General features: G+C 66.9%; 20 protein-coding genes. 11 read left to right on the plus strand and 9 right to left on the minus strand.

The window, feature by feature from the left end; translation table 11 throughout:
- Positions 1 to 111 precede the first annotated feature (111 nt).
- Positions 112 to 2460: a TonB-dependent receptor gene (locus tag ACW17Z_RS13985; protein ID WP_492056443.1), complete on the plus strand. Its 2349-nt coding sequence runs from the start codon at positions 112 to 114 to the stop codon at positions 2458 to 2460.
- Between the two features lie 54 nt (positions 2461 to 2514).
- Here ACW17Z_RS13985 and ACW17Z_RS13990 read toward each other — a convergent pair whose 3' ends face one another.
- Entirely contained in the window at positions 2515 to 2823 is a 309-nt protein-coding gene (locus tag ACW17Z_RS13990; protein ID WP_492056444.1) for a ferritin family protein, read from the minus strand.
- Between the two features lie 77 nt (positions 2824 to 2900).
- Between ACW17Z_RS13990 and ACW17Z_RS13995 the strand changes: the two genes are divergently transcribed.
- The gene (locus ACW17Z_RS13995; protein WP_492056445.1) at positions 2901 to 4607 is read left to right on the plus strand and encodes an alkaline phosphatase D family protein; all 1707 of its coding nucleotides are present in this window, start codon (positions 2901 to 2903) and stop codon (positions 4605 to 4607) included.
- Between the two features lie 3 nt (positions 4608 to 4610).
- Here ACW17Z_RS13995 and ACW17Z_RS14000 read toward each other — a convergent pair whose 3' ends face one another.
- Both ACW17Z_RS14000 and hisI read right to left on the minus strand, forming a co-directional pair.
- A complete protein-coding gene (locus tag ACW17Z_RS14000) occupies positions 4611 to 5234 on the minus strand; it encodes a LysE family translocator (protein WP_492056446.1) in 624 nt (207 codons plus the stop codon).
- Entirely contained in the window at positions 5231 to 5641 is a 411-nt protein-coding gene (gene hisI, locus ACW17Z_RS14005; protein WP_492056447.1) for a phosphoribosyl-AMP cyclohydrolase, read from the minus strand. Before hisI ends, ACW17Z_RS14000 begins: the two co-directional genes overlap by 4 nt.
- 57 nt (positions 5642 to 5698) lie before the next feature.
- Here hisI and ACW17Z_RS14010 point away from each other — a divergent pair, with 57 nt between their 5' ends.
- Entirely contained in the window at positions 5699 to 6583 is an 885-nt protein-coding gene (locus ACW17Z_RS14010; protein WP_492056448.1) for a DUF817 domain-containing protein, read from the plus strand.
- A 130-nt stretch (positions 6584 to 6713) separates the two neighbouring features.
- Here ACW17Z_RS14010 and folE read toward each other — a convergent pair whose 3' ends face one another.
- Complete coding sequence (gene folE / locus ACW17Z_RS14015; protein ID WP_492056449.1) at positions 6714 to 7352, minus strand: GTP cyclohydrolase I FolE; 639 nt, start codon at positions 7350 to 7352, stop codon at positions 6714 to 6716.
- Positions 7353 to 7546: 194 nt separating this feature from the next.
- On the opposite strand from folE, the gene cysS reads away from it, so the two are divergent.
- Positions 7547 to 8938 (plus strand): cysteine--tRNA ligase, encoded by a 1392-nt coding sequence (gene cysS / locus ACW17Z_RS14020; protein ID WP_492056450.1) that lies wholly within the window; start codon positions 7547 to 7549, stop codon positions 8936 to 8938.
- A gap of 4 nt (positions 8939 to 8942) precedes the next feature.
- Positions 8943 to 9704, plus strand: coding sequence for a 3-oxoacyl-ACP reductase (locus ACW17Z_RS14025; protein ID WP_492056451.1), 762 nt, complete (start codon positions 8943 to 8945; stop codon positions 9702 to 9704).
- Position 9705: 1 nt separating this feature from the next.
- Here ACW17Z_RS14025 and ACW17Z_RS14030 read toward each other — a convergent pair whose 3' ends face one another.
- Together ACW17Z_RS14030 and ACW17Z_RS14035 are read right to left on the minus strand one after the other, a co-directional pair.
- Positions 9706 to 10062 carry a helix-turn-helix domain-containing protein gene (locus ACW17Z_RS14030; protein WP_419318792.1) on the minus strand — a complete coding sequence of 119 codons (357 nt, stop codon included), beginning with the start codon at positions 10060 to 10062 and terminating at the stop codon, positions 9706 to 9708.
- On the minus strand, positions 10034 to 10324 hold the full coding sequence (locus ACW17Z_RS14035) for a BrnT family toxin (protein ID WP_492056452.1): 291 nt from the start codon (positions 10322 to 10324) through the stop codon (positions 10034 to 10036). The genes ACW17Z_RS14030 and ACW17Z_RS14035 overlap by 29 nt, the downstream gene beginning before the upstream one ends.
- A 143-nt stretch (positions 10325 to 10467) precedes the next feature.
- On the opposite strand from ACW17Z_RS14035, the gene ACW17Z_RS14040 reads away from it, so the two are divergent.
- Genes ACW17Z_RS14040 through ACW17Z_RS14060 form a run of 5 tightly spaced genes read left to right on the plus strand, consistent with a single transcriptional unit; the run spans position 10468 to position 14608 of the window.
- A complete protein-coding gene (locus tag ACW17Z_RS14040) occupies positions 10468 to 10935 on the plus strand; it encodes an SRPBCC family protein (RefSeq protein ID WP_419318788.1) in 468 nt (155 codons plus the stop codon).
- Positions 10935 to 11396 carry an iron-sulfur cluster assembly scaffold protein gene (locus tag ACW17Z_RS14045; RefSeq protein WP_492056453.1) on the plus strand — a complete coding sequence of 154 codons (462 nt, stop codon included), beginning with the start codon at positions 10935 to 10937 and terminating at the stop codon, positions 11394 to 11396. The genes ACW17Z_RS14040 and ACW17Z_RS14045 overlap by 1 nt, the downstream gene beginning before the upstream one ends.
- 52 nt (positions 11397 to 11448) lie before the next feature.
- Positions 11449 to 11703 (plus strand): membrane protein insertion efficiency factor YidD, encoded by a 255-nt coding sequence (gene yidD / locus ACW17Z_RS14050; RefSeq protein WP_419318784.1) that lies wholly within the window; start codon positions 11449 to 11451, stop codon positions 11701 to 11703.
- Positions 11700 to 13682, plus strand: a complete 1983-nt coding sequence (gene thrS, locus ACW17Z_RS14055; protein ID WP_419318782.1) for a threonine--tRNA ligase — start codon at positions 11700 to 11702, stop codon at positions 13680 to 13682. Before yidD ends, thrS begins: the two co-directional genes overlap by 4 nt.
- Positions 13682 to 14608: a glycosyltransferase family 2 protein gene (locus ACW17Z_RS14060; RefSeq protein WP_419318780.1), complete on the plus strand. Its 927-nt coding sequence runs from the start codon at positions 13682 to 13684 to the stop codon at positions 14606 to 14608. The genes thrS and ACW17Z_RS14060 overlap by 1 nt, the downstream gene beginning before the upstream one ends.
- Positions 14609 to 14735: 127 nt before the next feature.
- Here ACW17Z_RS14060 and ACW17Z_RS14065 read toward each other — a convergent pair whose 3' ends face one another.
- The 3 genes from ACW17Z_RS14065 to ACW17Z_RS14075 are packed head-to-tail and all read right to left on the minus strand — an operon-like array spanning position 14736 to position 17700.
- Complete coding sequence (locus ACW17Z_RS14065; protein ID WP_492056454.1) at positions 14736 to 15104, minus strand: hypothetical protein; 369 nt, start codon at positions 15102 to 15104, stop codon at positions 14736 to 14738.
- The gene (locus ACW17Z_RS14070) at positions 15101 to 16000 is read right to left on the minus strand and encodes a hydroxymethylglutaryl-CoA lyase (RefSeq protein WP_492056455.1); all 900 of its coding nucleotides are present in this window, start codon (positions 15998 to 16000) and stop codon (positions 15101 to 15103) included. The genes ACW17Z_RS14065 and ACW17Z_RS14070 overlap by 4 nt, the downstream gene beginning before the upstream one ends.
- Positions 15997 to 17700: an ArnT family glycosyltransferase gene (locus tag ACW17Z_RS14075; protein ID WP_492056456.1), complete on the minus strand. Its 1704-nt coding sequence runs from the start codon at positions 17698 to 17700 to the stop codon at positions 15997 to 15999. The genes ACW17Z_RS14070 and ACW17Z_RS14075 overlap by 4 nt, the downstream gene beginning before the upstream one ends.
- Before the next feature lie 56 nt (positions 17701 to 17756).
- Here ACW17Z_RS14075 and ACW17Z_RS14080 point away from each other — a divergent pair, with 56 nt between their 5' ends.
- On the plus strand, positions 17757 to 18494 hold the full coding sequence (locus tag ACW17Z_RS14080) for a glycosyltransferase family 2 protein (RefSeq protein WP_419318772.1): 738 nt from the start codon (positions 17757 to 17759) through the stop codon (positions 18492 to 18494).
- Positions 18495 to 18508 lie beyond the last annotated feature (14 nt).

The following is an 18508-nucleotide window of genomic DNA, read 5'->3' on the forward strand; positions in this document are numbered from 1 at the left end:
AGCGGGCTCAAGGGTGTTTCATCGCTCCGTCGCAATCTCGTCGCGCATCCGACACGAGCGGCGCCTATCCGCCGGGAACTTAGTCCAGCTTACCGTCGAAGGGGATAATCGATGCGCGCGATCCACACCACCTTGCTGATGTCCGCCACCAGTGTTCTGGCGCTCAGCGTCGCTTCCATGGCCATCGCCGCCGACGTCGATGCGCCGGCTGACGCCGCTCAGGTCGAGCAGGTCGTCGTCACCGCCCAGAAGCGCGAGCAGAAGGCCATGGACGTCCCGGTCTCGCTGACCGCCTATTCGGGCTCGACGCTCGAGATGCTGGGCGTTCAGGAGTTCGAGGAGCTGTCGCTGTTCGTTCCCGGCTTCGAGGTCCAGAACCAGTCGCCCAACAACCCCGGCTTCGTGATGCGCGGCATAACCTCCGACTCCGGCGAGGCCACCAACGAGCCGCGCGTGTCGGTCTATCAGGACGGCGTCTCGATCTCGAAGTCGCGCGGCTCCTATGTCGAGCTGTTCGACCTGGAGCGCGTCGAAGTGGCCAAGGGCCCGCAATCGACCCTCTATGGTCGCGGCGCGCTGATCGGCGCGGTCAACATCATCCAGGCCAAGGCCCGTCCGGGCTATGCCGCCTCGGCTCGGGTCGAGGGCGGCAACTTCGGTTACATGATGGCCGAGGGCATGTTCAACGCTCCGGTCACCGACACTCTGTCGATCCGCGTCGCTGGCCGCATCAAGCACCGCGACGGCTATGTGAAGAACCTGCTGGTCGGCGAGGACTTCAACTCCACCCAGACCACGGCGGTGCGCGTTGCGCTGAACTGGCGCCCGACCGAGCGTTTCGACGCTGACCTGCTGGTCAACTATCAGTCCGACAGCCCGTCGGGCACCTCGTTCAAGTCGCTGACCTATCTGCCGACCGACCCGACCACGGGCGCGGTGCTGGGCGATCTGGGCCGCAATTCCGGGGCCGCCCTGGCCACCGTGGCCGGCTTCGAGAACGACCAGAAGCTGGGCCTCGAACGCGACGTGTTCAGTGTCACCGGCCTGGCCAACTACAAGATCAATGACGCCCTCTCGCTGGCCTCGACGACCGCCTTCCGCCGCTTTGCGGGCGAAGAGATCTTCGACGCCGACGGCTTCTCGCTGCCGCTGTTCACCTTCGCTGAAGACGCCCAGGGCAAGTCGGCCAGCCAGGACCTGCGCCTGAACTACGACGCCGATGGCGCGATCACGGCCTTTGGCGGGCTGAGCTATTTCTGGGAAGACGGCAGCCAGCGCGTTCCGCTGCTGTTCAACGAAAAGGTGTTCGCCGCCCGCGCCGGCGCGATCCCCGGCTTCGTGCGACCCAACGTCGCCGGCATGGCCTTCATCAACGCGATCCCGAACTTTGCCGCGCTCAAGAGCCAGCACCTGGAAACCTTCACCAACTACGGCAAGACCAAGTCGTATGACGCCTATGGCGATGTGACCTGGAAGGCGACCGACAAGCTCGAACTGGCCGCCGGCCTGCGCTACACCTATGACGACAAGGAAAGCGGCTACGGCGTCGTCCTGGGCAATGGCGGCTCGGTCCTGGGCGGCAGCACGCCGACCACGCCGCGCGGCCTGTTCGTGCAACCCACCACCAATGGTCAGGCCCAGTACAAGAGCTTCACCGACAACGGCATCACCTACCGGGTCGTCGGCCGCTACGCCGTTACCCCTGACGCCAACCTGTATGCCTCGGTCGCCACCGGCCGTCGCCCCAAGGTCGTTCAGGGCGGCAACACCGTTCCCGGCGCTGCGGCGCGGTTCACCGAGATCCCGGCCGAAGAAGTCATCTCCTACGAGATCGGCTCCAAGGTCGCCCTCATGGATCGTCGCCTGACCCTGGAGGGCGCGGTCTATCGCTATGACTACGAGAACTTCCAGACCTCGATCCGTCTGCCGTCCGGCCAGGTCGTTTCGACCAATGCCGGCGAGGCCTCGGCCACCGGTTTTGAAGGTCAGACGACCTTCCAGGTCACGGCCAACGCCACCGTGTTCGGCACGTACGCGCACAGCAAGGCCCGCTTCGGCAACGGCCTGTTCAAGGACAACCGTTTCCGTCTGTCGCCGGACGACAGCTTCTCGCTGGGCGCCAATGTGGCGTTCGACGCGCCGATCGGCCGTTTCACCATCACCCCCACCTATACGTGGCAGTCGGAAGTCTACTTCGACAATGCCAACGACCGGGCCGCGCTGCAGACCACGGGCGATGTGATCCAGGACGAGAAGCAGAAGGCCTACGGCCTGATGAACCTGCGCATCGGCTATCAACCCAGCAAGGACAGCGCCATCAAGATCGAGGCGTTCGCGACCAACCTGCTCGAGCAGGACTATATCAAGGACGCAGGCAACACCGGCGACGCTTTCGGCATCCCCACCTTCATCGCCGGCGAGCCGCGCTTTGTGGGCGTGGCGCTGTCGATCAAGCGCTAGACAATGGTACCCGCTCTGCCTGGCCTTGGCCGGGCAGAGCGGAATTCCTGACGCCTATTTCCCGACCGCCTCTTCCTCATGGCCGGCGATCGAGCCGTCCTTGAACAGGTACTTGCGCAGCTGTTCGTCGGTCTCGGGATCGTCTCGGCGCAGCCATTCCATCAGCATTGCGGCGTGTTCAAGCTCCTCGCGCGCATTGTGCAGCAGGATCTTCTTCAGCTCGACGTCGTCGCAGTCATCTGCGCGCTGACGATACCAGTCCACCGCCTCGAATTCCTCGATCAGCGAGGTGATGGCGTAGTGGCGGTTTAGGGTCTTGCGGCTGAGTTTTTCGCGGGGGATGTGAAGGCTTTCACTCGACATGCGTCATCTTCCTGTTGTGCTGTGACGCTAACGCACGAGACGCCCAAGCGGCGCCGGGAACCGGGGAAAGAAACACCATGACCATTGATCGTCGCAGGGCGCTGGCCCTTCTGGGCCTGGGCGGCGCGGCCGGCGCCGGCGGCGCGGTTTCAGCCCAGCCCCACAAGACCTATGCCGGGCCTGTGGCCTTCCAGCACGGCGTGGCCAGCGGGGACCCGGAACAGACCTGCGCCATCTTCTGGACCCGGGTCACGCCCCTGCAGCCGACCGACGGCGATATCCGCCTGACGCTCGAGATCGCCGCCGACGCCGATTTCAAGAAGCCCGTCACCGCCTCCAGCGGCCTGCGCGCCAGGGCCAGCCGCGACTGGACGCTCAAGCATGATCTGGACGGCCAGGGCCTGAAGCCGGGCACGGACTACTGGTATCGCTTCATCGCCAATGGCGTGACCTCGCCGGTGGGCCGCACCCGCACCCTGCCGGTTGGGGCGACCAAGGATGTGGTCCTGGCCGTGGCCTCGTGCTCGCTCTATTCGAACGGCTATTTCAACGCCTACGACGCCATCGCCAAGCTGCCGCGCGTCGACGCCGTGCTGCACCTGGGCGACTATATCTACGAGTATGGCGGCGCGCCCACCGACTACGGCATGAACTCGCCGGCCGCCGCCCAGCGGATGCCCGACCCGCTGCACGAGATCGTCACCCTGGACGACTATCGCCGCCGTCACGCCCGCTACAAGTCCGATCCCCATCTGCAGGCCGCCCATGCGCGCGCGCCGTGGATCGTGGTCTGGGATGACCACGAGACCGCCAATGACAGCTGGCAGGGCGGGGCCCAGAACCATGATCCCGACAAGGGTGAGGGCGACTGGGCCGCGCGCAAGGCCGCCGCCCTGAAGGCCTATTATGAGTGGATGCCGATCCGCGAACCGGCCGCCGGCGCCCTGCCGGAAGCCAGCTGGCGCGGGTTCCAGTTCGGTGACGTGGCCACCCTGCTGATGACCGAGACGCGCCTGACCGCCCGGTCCGAGCAACTGGACTACGCCACCGATCTGCCGGTGGTCGACGGCAAGCCCGACGTGGCCGCCTTCTCGGCCAAGTGGAAGGATCCGGCCCGCCGCCTGGTCGGCGAGGCCCAGGGCCAGTGGCTGGCCGGGCAGGTCTCCGCCTCGGTCAAGGCCGGCAGCGCCTGGCAGGTGCTGGGCAATCAGGTGGTCATGGCCCGCGTCGCAGGCCCCAACCTGCAGACCCTGCTGGGCGAGAAGTTCGAGCCGATGCTGGCCAAGCTGCCGCCCTATATCCGCGAGCGCATCCTGCAGGGCGTGGCGCTGTCGGCCCTGGGCCTGCCCTACAATCTCGACGCCTGGGACGGCTATCCGGCCGATCGCGAGCGGCTGTACGACCTGTTCAAGAGCGCCGGCGCCCATCCGATCGTGCTGTCTGGCGACAGCCATTCGTTCTGGGCCAATGAGCTGTTCGATGAGGCGGGCGCCAAGCGGGTGGCCGTCGAGTTCGGGGCCACCGGGATCACCTCGCCGGGCTATGGCGACATCCTGCCCGGCGTGCCGCTGGGCCAGGCCTTTGCGGCCCGCAACGCCGAGGTCAAGTTCGCTGATCCGGGCGCCAAGGGCTTCGTGCTGCTGACCCTGGAACATGGCAAGGCGACCAGCGAGATGATCGCCGTCTCGACCATCTTCGAGCCGGTCTACACGACCCGGGTGCTCAAGCGCTTCGTGGTCACGCCCACTAAGGGCGGCGGCGTCGAGGCCCTGACCGAAGGCTAGGGTCTAGCGCCGTTCCAGCGCCAGACGCAGGCCATAGGCGATGAAAACGCCGCCGGTGATCCGGTCCAGTCCCCGGATCACCGAGGCCTTGCGCAGCAGGCCGGCCAGGGGCGCCGTGGCGGCGATCAGCAGTCCGGCCCAGATCAGGCCCATGACCACGTGCAGTCCCGCCAGCAGCACGCCGAAGGTGGCGGGATTGGCGCCGGTCGGCACGAACTGCGGCAGGAACGAGATGTAGAACACCCCGACCTTGGGATTGAGCAGGTTGGTCAGCAGGCCCCGGCGCAGGGCGGCGAGGCCGCCGCCGGTGGGGGCCATGGCGCCGGGTTCAAAGCTGTCGCGTGGCCGCATCAGCATCTTGCCGCCGACCCAGACCAGATAGGCCGCGCCGGCCCATTTCAGCGCGGTATAGGCGTGCTCGGACGCGGTGAGCAGGGCCCCGGCCCCGCAGGCGGCCGCTACGCCCCAGACCAGGCAGCCGATCCCGATGCCCAGCGCCGCCGCGAAGGCTCGGCGCGGACCCTCGGTGGCGGCGGTGCGCAGCACCAGGGCAGTGTCGAGCCCCGGCGTGATGGTCAGCAGAAAGGCGGCGAAGCTGAAGGCCAGCAGGGCCTGCAGCGCGGTCATGCGATCTTGTCTTCCCGCTCGACCAGCCGACCGTCTTCCATCACCCGATAAAAACACGAGCGGAAGCCGACGTGGCAGGCGCCGCCGTCGCCCTGCGGCCGCACCTTGATCAGCACGGCGTCCTGGTCGCAGTCGACCCGCAGCTCGCTGACGATCTGCAGCTGGCCGCTGGTCTCGCCCTTTTTCCAGAGCTCGCCGCGCGAGCGGCTGAAATAGTGGGCGATCCCGGTGTCGACGGTCAGCTTCAAGGCTTCGTCGTTCATCCAGGCCAGCATCAGGATCTCGCCGGTGTCGGCGTGCTGGGCCACGGCGACGACCAGGCCGTCGGCGTTGAAACGCGGGGCCAGCTGGTCGCCCCGTTCCAGGGCGTGCTTGTCATGGGCGTGTGGGAAGAGGGGCGCGGTCATGCGCCCCATATGGCGCCGACGGGCCCCGCTGGGCTAGCCTCGCGCGACGGAGAATCGATGAACCTCAAGGATCGCATCAAGGCGCAGGTCGCCGCGCTGGACGTTCTGGTCCGGCCCTGGGCCCGGCGGTCGCGCTGGCATGGCTATGCCTATGAGTTCCTGCTGTTCGGGCTCAAGCAGGCCTGGGCCTGCCTGTTTGGCGGCCTGATGCTGGCCTTGCTGGTCGGCACCTTCCTGTTCTGGCCCAGGGACGCGGGCCTGGCCCGCTATGATTTCCTGGTCATCGCCTCGCTGGCCATCCAGGCCTCGCTGCTGGCGCTGAAACTGGAGCGCTGGGACGAGGCGCTGGTGATCTTCATTTTCCATCTGGTCGGCACGGTGATGGAGCTCTTCAAGACCGCCCACGGCTCGTGGATCTATCCCGAGCCCAGCCTGCTGCGGATCGGCGGCGTGCCGCTGTTCACCGGCTTCATGTACGCCTGCGTCGGCAGCTATATCGCCCGGATCTGGCGACTGTTCGACATCACCTTCATCCGCTATCCGCCGTTCTGGAGCACCTGGATCCTGGCGGGCCTAGCCTATCTCAACTTCTTTAGCCACCACTACGGGCCCGATATCCGCATCGGGCTGTTTGCCCTGTCGGCGGTGCTGTTCGGGCGCTGCTGGTTTGTCTTCACCCCCGACCAGACGCCGCGACGCATGCCGATGATCGTGGGCCTGCTGCTGGTGTCGCTGTTCATCTGGATCGCCGAGAACCTCGGCACGGCCGCGGGCGCGTGGATCTATCCCAGCCAGAAGGATGGCTGGACGATGGTCGGGATCGAGAAGATGGGCGCCTGGTACCTGCTGATGCTGATCAGCTTCGTGCTGGTCTCGCTGGTGCACCGGCCCGTGGACGCCTGCGTGGCGAAGATCCGCGAGGGGATCAAGGCGGCGGTTTAGCAACGGAGGTCTTCCCCCTCTGGGGGAGGAGGCCCAGAGGGCCGGAGGGGGCTAGCGGGCTTAGGCCGAGATGACCCCCTCAGTCGCTCCGCGACAGCTCCCCCAGAGGGGGAGCAGCTGCAGGCCTAACCTACTTCCGCGTCACCAGATCCATGAACCGCTGCTGAAGAACCTTGTCGGTCTTGAACACGCCGCGGAACTGGGTGGTGATGGTCGAGACGTCGTGGTGGTGGACGCCGCGGGTGCTCATGCACTGGTGCTCGGCGTCGATCAGCACGGCGACGCCGGCGGCGCTGAGGTGGTCCTCGATGGCGTCGGCCACCTGCATGGTCATGGTCTCCTGGGTCTGGAGACGCTTGGCGTAGATCTCGACCAGACGCGCCAGCTTGGAGAGGCCGACCACCTTGCCGGTCGGCATATAGGCCACCCAGGCCTTGCCCAGGAACGGGGCCATGTGGTGCTCGCAATGGCTCTGCACATCGATGCCGCGCAGCATGACCATGTCGTCATAGCCCTGCACGTCCTCGAAGGTGCGGCTCAGCTCCTTGGCCGGGTCGCCTTCATAGCCGGCGAACCACTCGCCATAGGCGTCGACCACGCGCTGGGGCGTGTCGAGCAGGCCTTCGCGGTCGGGATTGTCGCCAGCCCAGGCCAGCAGGGTCCGGACGGCGGCCATGGCCTCGTCGCGGGTGGGGCGCTGGGCGGTTTCAAGATCAAGAGCGGCGTCTTCTTGGCCGGTCAGGGTTCGCGCGCTGGTCAGGGCGTCCATGATTTGAGAGGGTCTTTCCACGGGCTGAGTTGCGCCAGGACGCCTCTCGTCCTGGAATGACGCGTGCCACCCGTTTCACAGCTACGGCCGGACCCGTCGAAAAGATGACGTGTCGTCGGCGTGTCCAGTAGCTATATGGGACCCTCCCGGCCCTCCGCAACACCCTCCCGCTACGTCAGGCAGACGCGTTTCCCATGACCTTGAAGCTCCACGACACCCTGACGCGCGAAAAGCGCGCCTTCGTTCCCGCCGATCCGAGCCGGGTGACGATGTATGTCTGCGGGCCCACGGTCTACAATCACGCCCATATCGGCAACTTCCGGCCGGTGGTGGTGTTTGACGTGCTGTACCGGATGCTGCGCCACATCTATGGCGCGGACGCGGTGGTCTATGCGCGCAACGTCACCGACGTGGACGACAAGATCAACAAGAAGGCCTTCGAAGAAGGCGTGCCGATCAAGACGATCACCGATCGCTATCTGGCCGCCTATCATGCCGATGCTGACGGCCTGCTGGCCCTGCGCCCCGACCTCGAGCCCAAGGCCACCGAGCATATCGGCGAGATCGTCGCGATGATCGAAAAGCTGGTTGAAGCCGGCAAGGCCTATGCCGCCGAAGGCCACGTGCTGTTCGACACCCAGGCCTTCCCCGACTATGGCCAGCTGTCGGGCCGCAACATGGACGACATGATCGCCGGGGCCCGGGTCGAGGTCGCGCCCTACAAGCGCCATCCCGCCGACTTCGTGCTGTGGAAGCCGTCCAAGGAAAACGAGCCGGTGTGGGACAGCCCGTTCGGCGCGGGCCGCCCGGGCTGGCACATCGAATGCTCGGCCATGATCGACAAGGCGCTGGGCCAGACCATCGACATCCATGGCGGCGGCATCGACCTGGCCTTCCCGCACCATGAGAACGAGCTGGCCCAGAGCCGTTGCGCCCATGACCTGCCGGTCCTGGCCAATTACTGGATGCACAACGGCTTCCTGGATATGTCCGGCGAGAAGATGTCCAAGAGCCTGGGCAATGTGATCCTGCCGCACGAGCTGCTGAAGACCACGCCGGGTGAAGTGATCCGCTGGGCCCTGCTCAGCGCCCACTATCGCCAGCCGCTGGACTGGACGCCGGAGCTGCTGGAGCAGTCGCGCAAGGCGCTGGACCGTCTGTACGGCGCCCTTCGCCGCGCTAAGGACGTGCCGATGGACCAGGCGATGGAGGCCCCCGAAGAGGTGGTCGCCGCGCTTGAGGACGATCTCAATACCCCGCAGGCGATCGCTTGCTTCTTCGAGGTCTCCAGCGCCATCGAGCGGGCCGTGACGGCGGGTGACACCGTCGCCATCGCCGCCAACAAGGCCCGGCTGATCGAGGCCGGCGCCCTTCTGGGCTTCCTGCAGGTCGATCCCGACAGCTGGTTCGAGGGCGACGCCTCTGACGACCTGAAGGCCCAGGTCGAGGATCTGCTCAAGCGCCGCGTCGAGGCCCGCGCCGCCAAGGACTGGACCGCCGCCGACGCCATCCGCGCCGAGCTCGATGCTCTGGGCGTGGTGGTCATGGACGGCCCCGCCGGCGCGACCTGGCGGATGAAGGACTGATCGCTTGAAGCTGGAAGAACAGATCGTCCTGGTTTCCGGCGCGGGCCGGGGACTGGGCGCGGCCATCGCGCGCGCTTTCGCCGGCCAGGGCGCGTCGGTGGTGATCAACTATCACCGCAGCGAAGCCGCCGCCCTCGCCCTGGCCGAGGAGCTTGGCGACCATGCCGTGGCGATCCAGGCCGATGTCAGCGATCGCGAGGGCGTCCGCCGCATGGTCAACGAGGCGGCCGAGCACTTCGGCAGCCACGTGACCACGGTGGTCAACAACGCCCTGGGCGACTTCAGTTTCAACGGCGATGGTCGGGAGACCATCCAGTCGATCCCGTGGGAGGATTTCCAGGGCCAGCTGGACGTGTCGCTGCGCGGCGCGCTGAACCTGATCCAGGCCACGGCGCCGGCCATGGAAAACGCCGGCTTTGGCCGGGTGATCAATATCGGCACCAACCTGTTCCAGAACCCGGTGGTGCCCTATCACGACTACACCGCCGCCAAGGCCGCCCTGCTGTCGCTGACCCGCACGGCGGCGGCCGATCTCGGCCCCGGCGGGATCACGGTCAACATGCTGTCGGGCGGCCTGCTGCGCACCACTGACGCCAGCTCGGCGACGCCGGAAGCGATCTTCGACCTGATCGCCCAGAGCACGCCCCTGCGCCGGGTGACGACGCCGGCCGAGTTCGCCGACGCGGTGCTGTTCTTCGCTGCGCCCTGGAGCCGGGCGGTCACCGGCCAGAACCTGGTCGTCGATGGCGGGCTGGTGCGGGACTAGGTCAGTCGGCGCTGGCCAGCGCCCGGCGCACGGCGTCGGGCTCCTTGTCGATGACGGCCAGATAGGCCAGCACGGCGCTGTCGGGCTGAGTGCGGCCCTGCTCCAGATCACGCAGGCGGGCCACATTGATGCGGAAGGTTTTGGCGAACAGCGTCTGGCTCAGACCGGTCTGGGCCCGCACCTGACGCACATGACGGGCGGCGCTCAGGCGATCGAGCTCATCCTCCGTCAGGGGCGGATTGTCGGCGTCGGACGCCGCCGCAGCGCTCAACGCCGCATCGTCCATGGCGTCCAGGCGCGCCTTTTGATCAGCGCTCAGCGCTGGAAGTTCATTCGGGGTGAGGGTGAAGCGGACCATAGCGTCGTTCCTCCGTCAGGTTGCAGCGCCGCGCCGAAATCATCCGAATGCGTTCGCCCCGCGATGTGTAGACCACGGTAAACAGGCGCCCCTCGATCGCGCCCACCGCCTTGCGGCGCGGCTCGCCATCTCCGGGGCGGGACGCATCGAAATCGATCAGCCCCGCGTCAAGAAACACCCGGGCGGCATAGGCGAACGGGACGCCGTGCTTGGCCAGATTGCTCTGCGCCTTGGCGTCGTCCCATTCAAACTCCATCCCCATAAAGGAAAATCATACGGGATTTCCGTATAGATGTCTACGGTAATCCCGGAGGTCGGCCTGCGGCCGTCCAGATCGCGGTCGGGAAAATGATCGGCGCCCTGGACGGGTTTAACCCGGCGCGCTTCCAGTGCTAAAAGCCCGCCATGAAACGCGCCGTAGAACACCGCATTGGCATCCAGGCCCCGGCCGAACTGGTCTGGGAGCTGATCTCGGACTTCTCGACCTGGGAGCAGTGGAACCCGGTCCATCCCCGGGCCGAGGGCCAGCTGAAGATCGGCACGTCGTTGAGCGTGCACCAGGCCCTGCCGGGCGAGCCGGTGCGGGTGATCCAGCCGGTGGTCCAGGACTGGGTGCCCTATGAGCAACTTCACTGGCGCTCGACCCGCCTGGGCGGCTTCGTCACCGCGATCCGCTATATCGAGATCGAGAACATGGGCCCCAGCAGCTCGACCTTCTCGAATGGCGAGCTGTTCATGGGCATGCTGGTGCGCTGGATCAGCCGGGATGACCGCCGCAAGCTGAAGGCGGCCTACACCCAGATGGGCGAGGCCCTGCGCGATCATGCCGAGGCCCTCTGGTCTGCGCGCCAGAACAGCCCCACTTCAGCCTGATGATCGACGAGCTCTACAGCGCCAAGATCCTGACCCTGGTCGCCAACATCCCGCGCGCCGGACGGCTGGCGACGCCCGATGCGTCGTCCGAGAAGACCGCCAAGCTGTGCGGCAGCCGCATCACGGTCGATGTGACGATGGCGGACGGCAAGGTCAGCGACTTCGCCCAGGAGGTTTCGGCCTGCGCCCTGGGCCAGGCCAGCGCCGCAATCCTGGGCGCCAATATCATCGGCGCGGATCTTTCCGAGATCGAGTTGGCGCGGGATTCCCTACGCGCTATGCTGAAGCTCAACGGCCCATCTCCTGCGGGCCGGTTCTCGGAGCTTGCCGTGCTTGAGCCTGTAAAGGCCTACCCCGCCCGTCATGCCTCGACGCTTCTGGCGTTCGAGGCGGCGGTGGAGGCTGTCTCTCGGGCCACAGCCGCGGCGGAAACGCGAACTAGCAGCGCCGGCGCCGCTTGATTGCGGCTTTTCGCGGGTGCGATAACCACCTCCGAAACAATTGCGCGCTGGCATGACCTTTTACGACCGCACCGTCGACCTCGGCCTTCGGGTCTACAAGTTGACGCTCTCGCCCCTCATTGGGCGTCAGTGCCGTTTCCTGCCGAGTTGTTCGGAGTATGCGGCTCAGGCGCTTAAGGATCACGGACCCGCCAAGGGGTCCTGGCTGGCGTTGCGACGGATTTGCCGATGCAATCCGTTTGGAGGATCGGGGTATGACCCGCCTCCGCCGCGCGACCAGCCACGCAAGTGGACATGTGAAGAATGATCGACCTAGTTTTCCCCGACGGTTCCTCCCGTCAATACCCCGCTGGCTCCAGCGGTCGCGACGTGGCGGCCGCCATTTCCAAGTCGCTGGAAAAGAAGGCGCTGCTGATCAAGCTGGACGGCGTGCTGCTGGACCTTGATCGACCGCTGACGCCCGATCTGCTGACCGGCGATCGCAGGATCGAGATCGTCACGCGCGAGTCGCCCGACGTTCTGGAGGTGATCCGCCACGACACCGCCCACGTGCTGGCCCAGGCGGTTCAGGAGCTGTTCCCCGGCACCCAGGTGACGATCGGTCCCAATGTCGAGGACGGCTTCTATTACGACTTCGCCCGCGACGAGCCGTTCAGCCTCGACGATCTGCCCAAGATCGAAGAGCGGATGCGCCAGATCGTCGACCGCGACGAGAAGATCCGCCGCGAAGAGGTCGACCGCGACGCCGCCATCGCCGATTTCGAAGCCCTGGGCGAAAGCTACAAGGCCCAGATCATCCGCGACCTGCCGGCCAGCGACACGATCACGGTCTATCACCAAGGCGAAAACTGGAAGGACCTGTGCCGCGGGCCGCACCTTCCCTCGACCAAGGCGGTGGGCAAGGCCTTCAAGCTGACCAAGCTGGCCGGCGCCTATTGGCGCGGCGACCAGAACAACGCCCAGCTGCAGCGCATCTATGGCACCTCATGGGCCAGCGACGCCGATCTGGCCGCCTATCTGCTGCGGGTCGAGGAAGCCGAGAAGCGCGATCACCGCAAGCTGGGTCGCACCATGAACCTCTTCCACCTGCAGGAAGAGGGCAAGGGCATGATCTTCTGGCACCCCAAGGGCTGGACGCTGTATCTGGCGCTGGAGGCCTATATGCGCCGTCGCCTGGACGCCGCGGGCTATCAGGAGGTCAAGACGCCCCAGATCCTGGATCGCAGCCTGTGGGAAAAGTCGGGCCACGCCGAAAAGTTCGGCCACGCCATGTTCATGTGCGAAAGCGCCGAGGGCGAGGTCCTGGCCGTCAAGCCGATGAACTGCCCGGGCCACATCCAGATCTTCAATATCGGCCAGAAGAGCTATCGCGAACTGCCGCTGCGCATGGCCGAGTTCGGGGCCTGCCACCGCTATGAGCCCTCGGGCGCCATGCATGGCATCATGCGGGTGCGGGCCTTCACCCAGGACGACGCCCACATCTTCTGCCGCGAAGAGCAGGTCACCGAGGAAAGCGCCAGGTTCATCGAACTGTTGCGCAGCGTCTATAACGACCTCGGCATGCAGCTTCACGACGTGAAGTTCTCGACGCGTCCGGAGCTTCGCGCGGGCTCCGACGAGGTTTGGGACAAGGCCGAGCACGCTTTGGCCACGGCCGCCGAGGCCGCCGGCGAACGTCTGGTTGACCAGCCCGGCGAAGGCGCATTCTATGGCCCCAAGCTGGAGTTCTCGCTAAAGGACGCGATCGGTCGCGTCTGGCAGTGCGGCACTTTGCAGCTGGACTTTGTTTTGCCGGAACGACTGGACGCAGAGTACGTTTCGGAAGACGGTTCAAAAAAGCGCCCGGTGATGCTTCACCGGGCGATCCTGGGGTCGTTCGAACGGTTTATCGGTATTCTGCTGGAAAACTTCGCTGGCCATCTGCCGCTTTGGCTGGCGCCGACGCAGGTTGTTGTGACGACGATTACCTCTGACGCGGATGAATATGCGCTTCAGGTCGTCGAGAAGTTGACGAATATGGGGATGCGCGCGGAGGTCGATCTGCGTAATGAAAAGATCAACTACAAGATTCGCGAGCACAGTCTCGCAAAGGTTCCGGTGATCGCGGTGGTGGGGCGCAAGGAAGCAGAAACGGGGCAGGTGGCCCTGCGTCGCCTGGGCGGCGAGGGACAGAACATTCTGTCGCTCGACGAGGCCGTGCGCGTCCTGACCGCCGAAGCGACCCCGCCGGATCTGGCCCGTGCGCGCGGCATTTCCAAGCCTGTGCAGGAGGCAGCGCTCGCCTGATGAACAGCATCCTCCCATCCTTCACGACCCTTGCCGCCGGGGCCCGCCCGGCGCGACCGAACATTTCGGTGGTGATGGTCGTGTACCGGACGGGGGGCGCGCTGATCGAAAGCATCAAGCACGTGCTGGACGAGCCGCTGGTCGACGAGTTCGTCATCGTCGACAACGGCTCGTCTCCGCGTGACGCCGAGATGCTGCGGGCCCTGGGCCTGACCGAGCCGCGCGTCGTGCTCCAGCAGGGCCACGGCAATGTCGGCTTCGCCCGCGGCGCCAATCTGGGCGCCACGACGGCCAAGGGCGAATACATCATCTTCATCAATCCCGACGCCAACATGCAGACCGGTTGCATCGCGGCGCTGGTGACGGCCTTCCGCGGCCAGCCCACCCCGACCGTGGTCGGCGCGCGGGTGATGAACACCGACGGCTCCGAGCAGCGCGGCGGGCGTCGCGGCGAGGTGACGCCGATCACGACCCTGCTCAGCTTTGGTCATCTGACCCGTCGCTATGCCGGATTGTCGGGCTACGAGATTCATCGGGAAACCGAACCCCTGCCGCGCTCGCCGGTTCCCATGCCGACCATTTCGGGCGCCTGTTTCGCGCTGCGCCGGTCCGATTTCGAGGCGCTGGACGGTTTCGACGAGGGCTATTTCCTGCACGTCGAGGACATCGACCTGTGCTGGCGCGCCCGCCAGGCCGGCGGTCAGGTGATCTTCCAGCCCAAGGCCCAGGTCGTGCACCTGGGACACACCAGCCTGGAACACCCGGTCAAGGTCGAGTTCCACAAGGGCGTGGGGCTTAGCCGCTACTTCATCAAGCGCGCCGACACCCTGCAGCGCTACGCCCTGGCCGTGTTCCTGGCCCCGGCCATCATGCTGATGTCGGTCTGCCGTCCGCTGCTGTGGAAGATCACCGGGCGGCCGATTTAGGCCATAGAAGCTGACATCCCGGCCAAGCGCGCAGCGCGCCGAGCCGGGACGGCCGGAAGCGCCGCGCATGCTGCGGTCCCGGGTCTTCGCGCTGAAGCGCTACGCCCGGGATGACAAGCTCTATGCGTCACATCGGCGCGATCGTCTCGTACCTCAGACCCCCCGGCCCCTCGATCGAGGTCGGCGCCTTCAGGGCCCGGCCCGGCAGCATGGCGCGGTAGCGTTCGTAGATCGCCTTGGCGTCGCGGCCAGCCTTGGCTTGAAGGCAAAGGTCGTATTCCCCCTCACGACCCCACGGCTTGCGCTCGACGCGGGCGATGTCGCGGTCGGCCTTGACCGCCGCGCCGACGCTGTCGGCCAGGGCGCGGTCGATGCCCATGCCATAGCTGCCGAACTTGACGGTGACGTCGCAGCGCACGGCGGCCTCGACCGCCGGGGTGGCGGCGCAGGCGGCCAGGGTCAGCGCGGCGCCGGCGATCAGGACGAAGCGGATCATGCGGGGAAACCTCCAGCGCGCGCCAGGGAAGAGGCCGGCGCCTTGCCCAGACGCTCGCTGATCGCGCGCCCGACCTCGATCAACGCGCCAAGATCATAGCCGGTCTCAAAACCGGCCCGTTCCAGCATGTAGACTAGGTCCTCGGTGCCGATATTGCCCGTCGCGTTGGGCGCGAACGGACAGCCGCCCAGGCCGCCGACCGAGGCGTCCAGTACGTCGACCCCGGCCTCGACACTGGCGAAGGCGTTGGCCAGGCCGGTGTTGCGGGTGTCGTGGAAGTGCATGCGCAGGCGGGCGTCCGGCGCGGCGGCGCGCACCGCCTCGATCCGTTTACGGACGGTCCAGGGATCGGCGACCCCGATGGTGTCGGCGATGGCGATCTCGGGAACCCCAAGCAGGGCGATCTCGCGGACGATGGCCACGACCTGATCCTCAGACACCTCGCCATCGAACGGACAGCCGAAGGCCACCGACAGGGTCGCGGTGATCGGCGGGCCACCCTCGACGGCCTGACGCTCGACAATGCCCGCCAGCACGTCGATCTGCTGGCTGGTGGTCGAGCCCTGGTTGCGCGTCCCGAAACCGTCGGTGGCGCAGACCACCACATTGGCCTCGTCGCACTGGGCCGCCACGCAGCGCTCCCAGCCGCGCATGTTCAGCACCAGGCCGATCCGCGAATGTTTCAGGTCGGCAGGCAGCGCCGCCATGATCTCTTCCGCGCCGGCCATCTGCGGCACGCGATTGGGATTGACGAACGACACCACCTCCATCCGCCGGGCGCCGGCGGCCTCCAGCTGGCGGATCAGGGTGAGCTTCTCGTCAACCGACAGCGACAGCTTCTCGTTCTGCAGGCCATCGCGCGGCCCGACCTCGACGATCTCGATGAAGCGGCTCATGGGCGATCCTCGGGAGCGGGTTGAGTTTCGGTCTGGATGTCCGTCTGGGGCTCACCGCGATAGATCGTCAGGCGCTCGTCGTCGCCGTCGGAATAGTTCTGGCCCTCGATCACCGCGACCGGTCGCGGCGTCAGGCCGGCGGCGGACAGGGCCTTGCGGAACACGGCGTCCTCGCGCGCCTCGACTACGGCCGGGCGGCCCTGGACGATGGCCTGGGCGGCGCGGTCGCCGTCGGTCAGCTCGGTAGCGGTGCCCAGCAGGAAGACCAGGCTGGGTTCTGAATAGCCTGTCACGGCCACGGGGCCGGGCGCGCCGGACCGGGGCGACAGCTTGGCCCTGTCGAGGGCGTCGGCGATGTCCCTGGACAGGAACAGCGGCTCCAGATGCGGCAGCAGCCCGCCCACCAGACAGGCGTGGGCCAGCACGCCCAGGCCGCCCGAGATCACCAGCGCCCGCGCCGATTGCCGTCGCAGCAGCAGCACGGCCCCCAGCACGCCGGCCGCCAGCAGCAGAAGCACGGTCAGCACGGTCCAGACGATGTCGGCGCCCTGGCCGAACGCCTTCATGCCGTACACCGCCACGGCGGCCAGCAGCAGCGAAACGAACAGGGCCAGGCCCGCCCCGATCCGCCGGACCAGATCGCCCAGCGGCGCGCGCACGGCGGCGGCCAGCAGCATGGCCATGCCGCCCATGGCCGGCAGAGTGTAGTGGGCCAGCTTGGTCGGCAGAATCTCGAACATAAGCCAAGTCGGAACCAGCCAGCAGACGGCGAAGCGCACGCCGGGCTCGCCCCGGCCGGTCCAGGCCAGCACCAGGGCGGCGGGCAACAGCAGGGTCGCGGGATAGACCAGCAGCGGCGCCAGCAGGGTGTGATAGCCGAACGGCCCCGAATGGCCTTCCTGACCGCCCACCATCTTGGGGGCCAGGTCGCCGGCGATAGCCACGCCCCAGAAGGCGCCGTCGGTAGCCACGGTGATCATCATCGCCCAGGGCAGCACCACGGCGGCGAACAGCACCATGCCCCAGCCCCAGCCCAGGGTCTTCAGCCACGGCGCCTTGCGGTCCCAGGCCCACAGGGCCAGGGCGGCGAAGATCACGGTCAGCAGGCCCACCGGCCCCTTGATCAGGGCCGCCATGGCCAGACCGCCCCAGAAGGCCAGCTTGGTCCATTTACCGGGCGTTCGTCCCGCCAGGTGGTCGGCGTACATCCGGGCCAGGGCCGCCATGGCCAGGGTCGTGAAACCGCACAGGGCCGCGTCGGTCTTGGCGATGAAGGCTTCGCTGGACAGCAGGAAGGACGAGCCCAGTATGGCTCCGGCCAGCAGGCCGGTGCGCGGATCAAGCAGCGCCGCCGCCCCCCAGGCGCAGGCCGCCGCCGCCAGCATCGCGCCCAGCAGGGACGGGATGCGATAGGCCCAGATGCCGCGATCCTCGGGCGCCGAGACCAGCGACACTGTCGCCGCCTGCAGCCAGTGGATGCCGACCGGCTTCTTGAAGCGCGGCTGGTCCTGGAACCTGATGACCACCAGGTCGTCGGTTTCCAGCATCTGGGCGGTGGCCTGGGCGAAGCGCGACTCGTCGCGGTCCAGCGGCGGCATGGCCAGCAGGCCCGGCAGGCCGGCCAGAAACGCCAGCAGGGCGGCAAGCAGCGGGCCGCGCCAACCGCGGCTCCAGGCATCCAGGCGAGATTCAAGCGTCATGGCGCATGGAATAGCACGATCCTTTCGTGTGGCGACTTTTCAGGTATTAGAGGGCGATGACTGCTCAAGCCGCCGCAATCCCTGACTATTCGATTGTCGTCCCCGTCTTTGACGAGGGCGGCGCGGCCCCGGCCCTGGCGCGCGAGATCGCGGCCGCCTTCGCCGGCGAAAATCACGAGATCATCTTCATCGACGACGCCAGCCGCGACGACACCCGCGCCCTGCTGGTGGCCCTGAAGACCGAGATTCCGCAACTGCGCGTGCTGAGCCATCGCAAGAACTCCGGCCAGAGCCGCGCCGTGCGCAGCGGCATATTGGCCGCGCGCGGGCCGATCATCGTCACCCTGGACGGCGACGGCCAGAACGATCCCGCCGACGCGCCGCGCCTGGCCCGGGCCCTGGCCGCTGGCCCCGCCACCCTGGCCCTGGTCGGCGGCGAGCGGGTCAAGCGTCAGGACAGCAGCGCCAAGCGCTTCGCCTCAAAGTTCGGCAACGGCGTGCGCAAGCGCCTGCTGAAGGATACGGCCAATGACACCGGCTGCGGGCTCAAGGCCTTCCGTCGCGAGGCCTTCCTGCGGCTTCCCTATTTCGACCATATCCACCGCTACATCCCGGCCCTGATGCTGCGCGAGGGCTATGAGGTGGCGTTCCAGCCGGTCAACCATCGCCACCGCGAGAGCGGGGTGTCGAAATATACCAATTTCGGCCGGCTGAAGGCCTCGGTCAGCGACCTGCTGGGCGTGATGTGGCTGCAGACCCGGGCCCGCAATCCCCAGGGCGTGGACGAAGCCTAGATCCGACTTAGCAC

It is taken from the genome of Caulobacter sp. GSs2 (assembly GCF_058680895.1).

What these genes read in the sequence shown, in the direction of transcription:
- ACW17Z_RS13985 (WP_492056443.1), top strand. Translation starts at nt 112, where the DNA reads ATGCGCGCGATCCACACCACCTTGCTGATGTCCGCCACCAGTGTTCTG.
- ACW17Z_RS13990 (WP_492056444.1), bottom strand. Translation starts at nt 2,823, where the DNA reads ATGTCGAGTGAAAGCCTTCACATCCCCCGCGAAAAACTCAGCCGCAAG.
- ACW17Z_RS13995 (WP_492056445.1), top strand. Translation starts at nt 2,901, where the DNA reads ATGACCATTGATCGTCGCAGGGCGCTGGCCCTTCTGGGCCTGGGCGGC.
- ACW17Z_RS14000 (WP_492056446.1), bottom strand. Translation starts at nt 5,234, where the DNA reads ATGACCGCGCTGCAGGCCCTGCTGGCCTTCAGCTTCGCCGCCTTTCTG.
- hisI (WP_492056447.1), bottom strand. Translation starts at nt 5,641, where the DNA reads ATGACCGCGCCCCTCTTCCCACACGCCCATGACAAGCACGCCCTGGAA.
- ACW17Z_RS14010 (WP_492056448.1), top strand. Translation starts at nt 5,699, where the DNA reads ATGAACCTCAAGGATCGCATCAAGGCGCAGGTCGCCGCGCTGGACGTT.
- folE (WP_492056449.1), bottom strand. Translation starts at nt 7,352, where the DNA reads ATGGACGCCCTGACCAGCGCGCGAACCCTGACCGGCCAAGAAGACGCC.
- cysS (WP_492056450.1), top strand. Translation starts at nt 7,547, where the DNA reads ATGACCTTGAAGCTCCACGACACCCTGACGCGCGAAAAGCGCGCCTTC.
- ACW17Z_RS14030 (WP_419318792.1), bottom strand. Translation starts at nt 10,062, where the DNA reads ATGGTCCGCTTCACCCTCACCCCGAATGAACTTCCAGCGCTGAGCGCT.
- ACW17Z_RS14035 (WP_492056452.1), bottom strand. Translation starts at nt 10,324, where the DNA reads ATGGGGATGGAGTTTGAATGGGACGACGCCAAGGCGCAGAGCAATCTG.
- ACW17Z_RS14040 (WP_419318788.1), top strand. Translation starts at nt 10,468, where the DNA reads ATGAAACGCGCCGTAGAACACCGCATTGGCATCCAGGCCCCGGCCGAA.
- ACW17Z_RS14045 (WP_492056453.1), top strand. Translation starts at nt 10,935, where the DNA reads ATGATCGACGAGCTCTACAGCGCCAAGATCCTGACCCTGGTCGCCAAC.
- yidD (WP_419318784.1), top strand. Translation starts at nt 11,449, where the DNA reads ATGACCTTTTACGACCGCACCGTCGACCTCGGCCTTCGGGTCTACAAG.
- thrS (WP_419318782.1), top strand. Translation starts at nt 11,700, where the DNA reads ATGATCGACCTAGTTTTCCCCGACGGTTCCTCCCGTCAATACCCCGCT.
- ACW17Z_RS14060 (WP_419318780.1), top strand. Translation starts at nt 13,682, where the DNA reads ATGAACAGCATCCTCCCATCCTTCACGACCCTTGCCGCCGGGGCCCGC.
- ACW17Z_RS14065 (WP_492056454.1), bottom strand. Translation starts at nt 15,104, where the DNA reads ATGATCCGCTTCGTCCTGATCGCCGGCGCCGCGCTGACCCTGGCCGCC.
- ACW17Z_RS14070 (WP_492056455.1), bottom strand. Translation starts at nt 16,000, where the DNA reads ATGAGCCGCTTCATCGAGATCGTCGAGGTCGGGCCGCGCGATGGCCTG.
- ACW17Z_RS14075 (WP_492056456.1), bottom strand. Translation starts at nt 17,700, where the DNA reads ATGACGCTTGAATCTCGCCTGGATGCCTGGAGCCGCGGTTGGCGCGGC.
- ACW17Z_RS14080 (WP_419318772.1), top strand. Translation starts at nt 17,757, where the DNA reads ATGACTGCTCAAGCCGCCGCAATCCCTGACTATTCGATTGTCGTCCCC.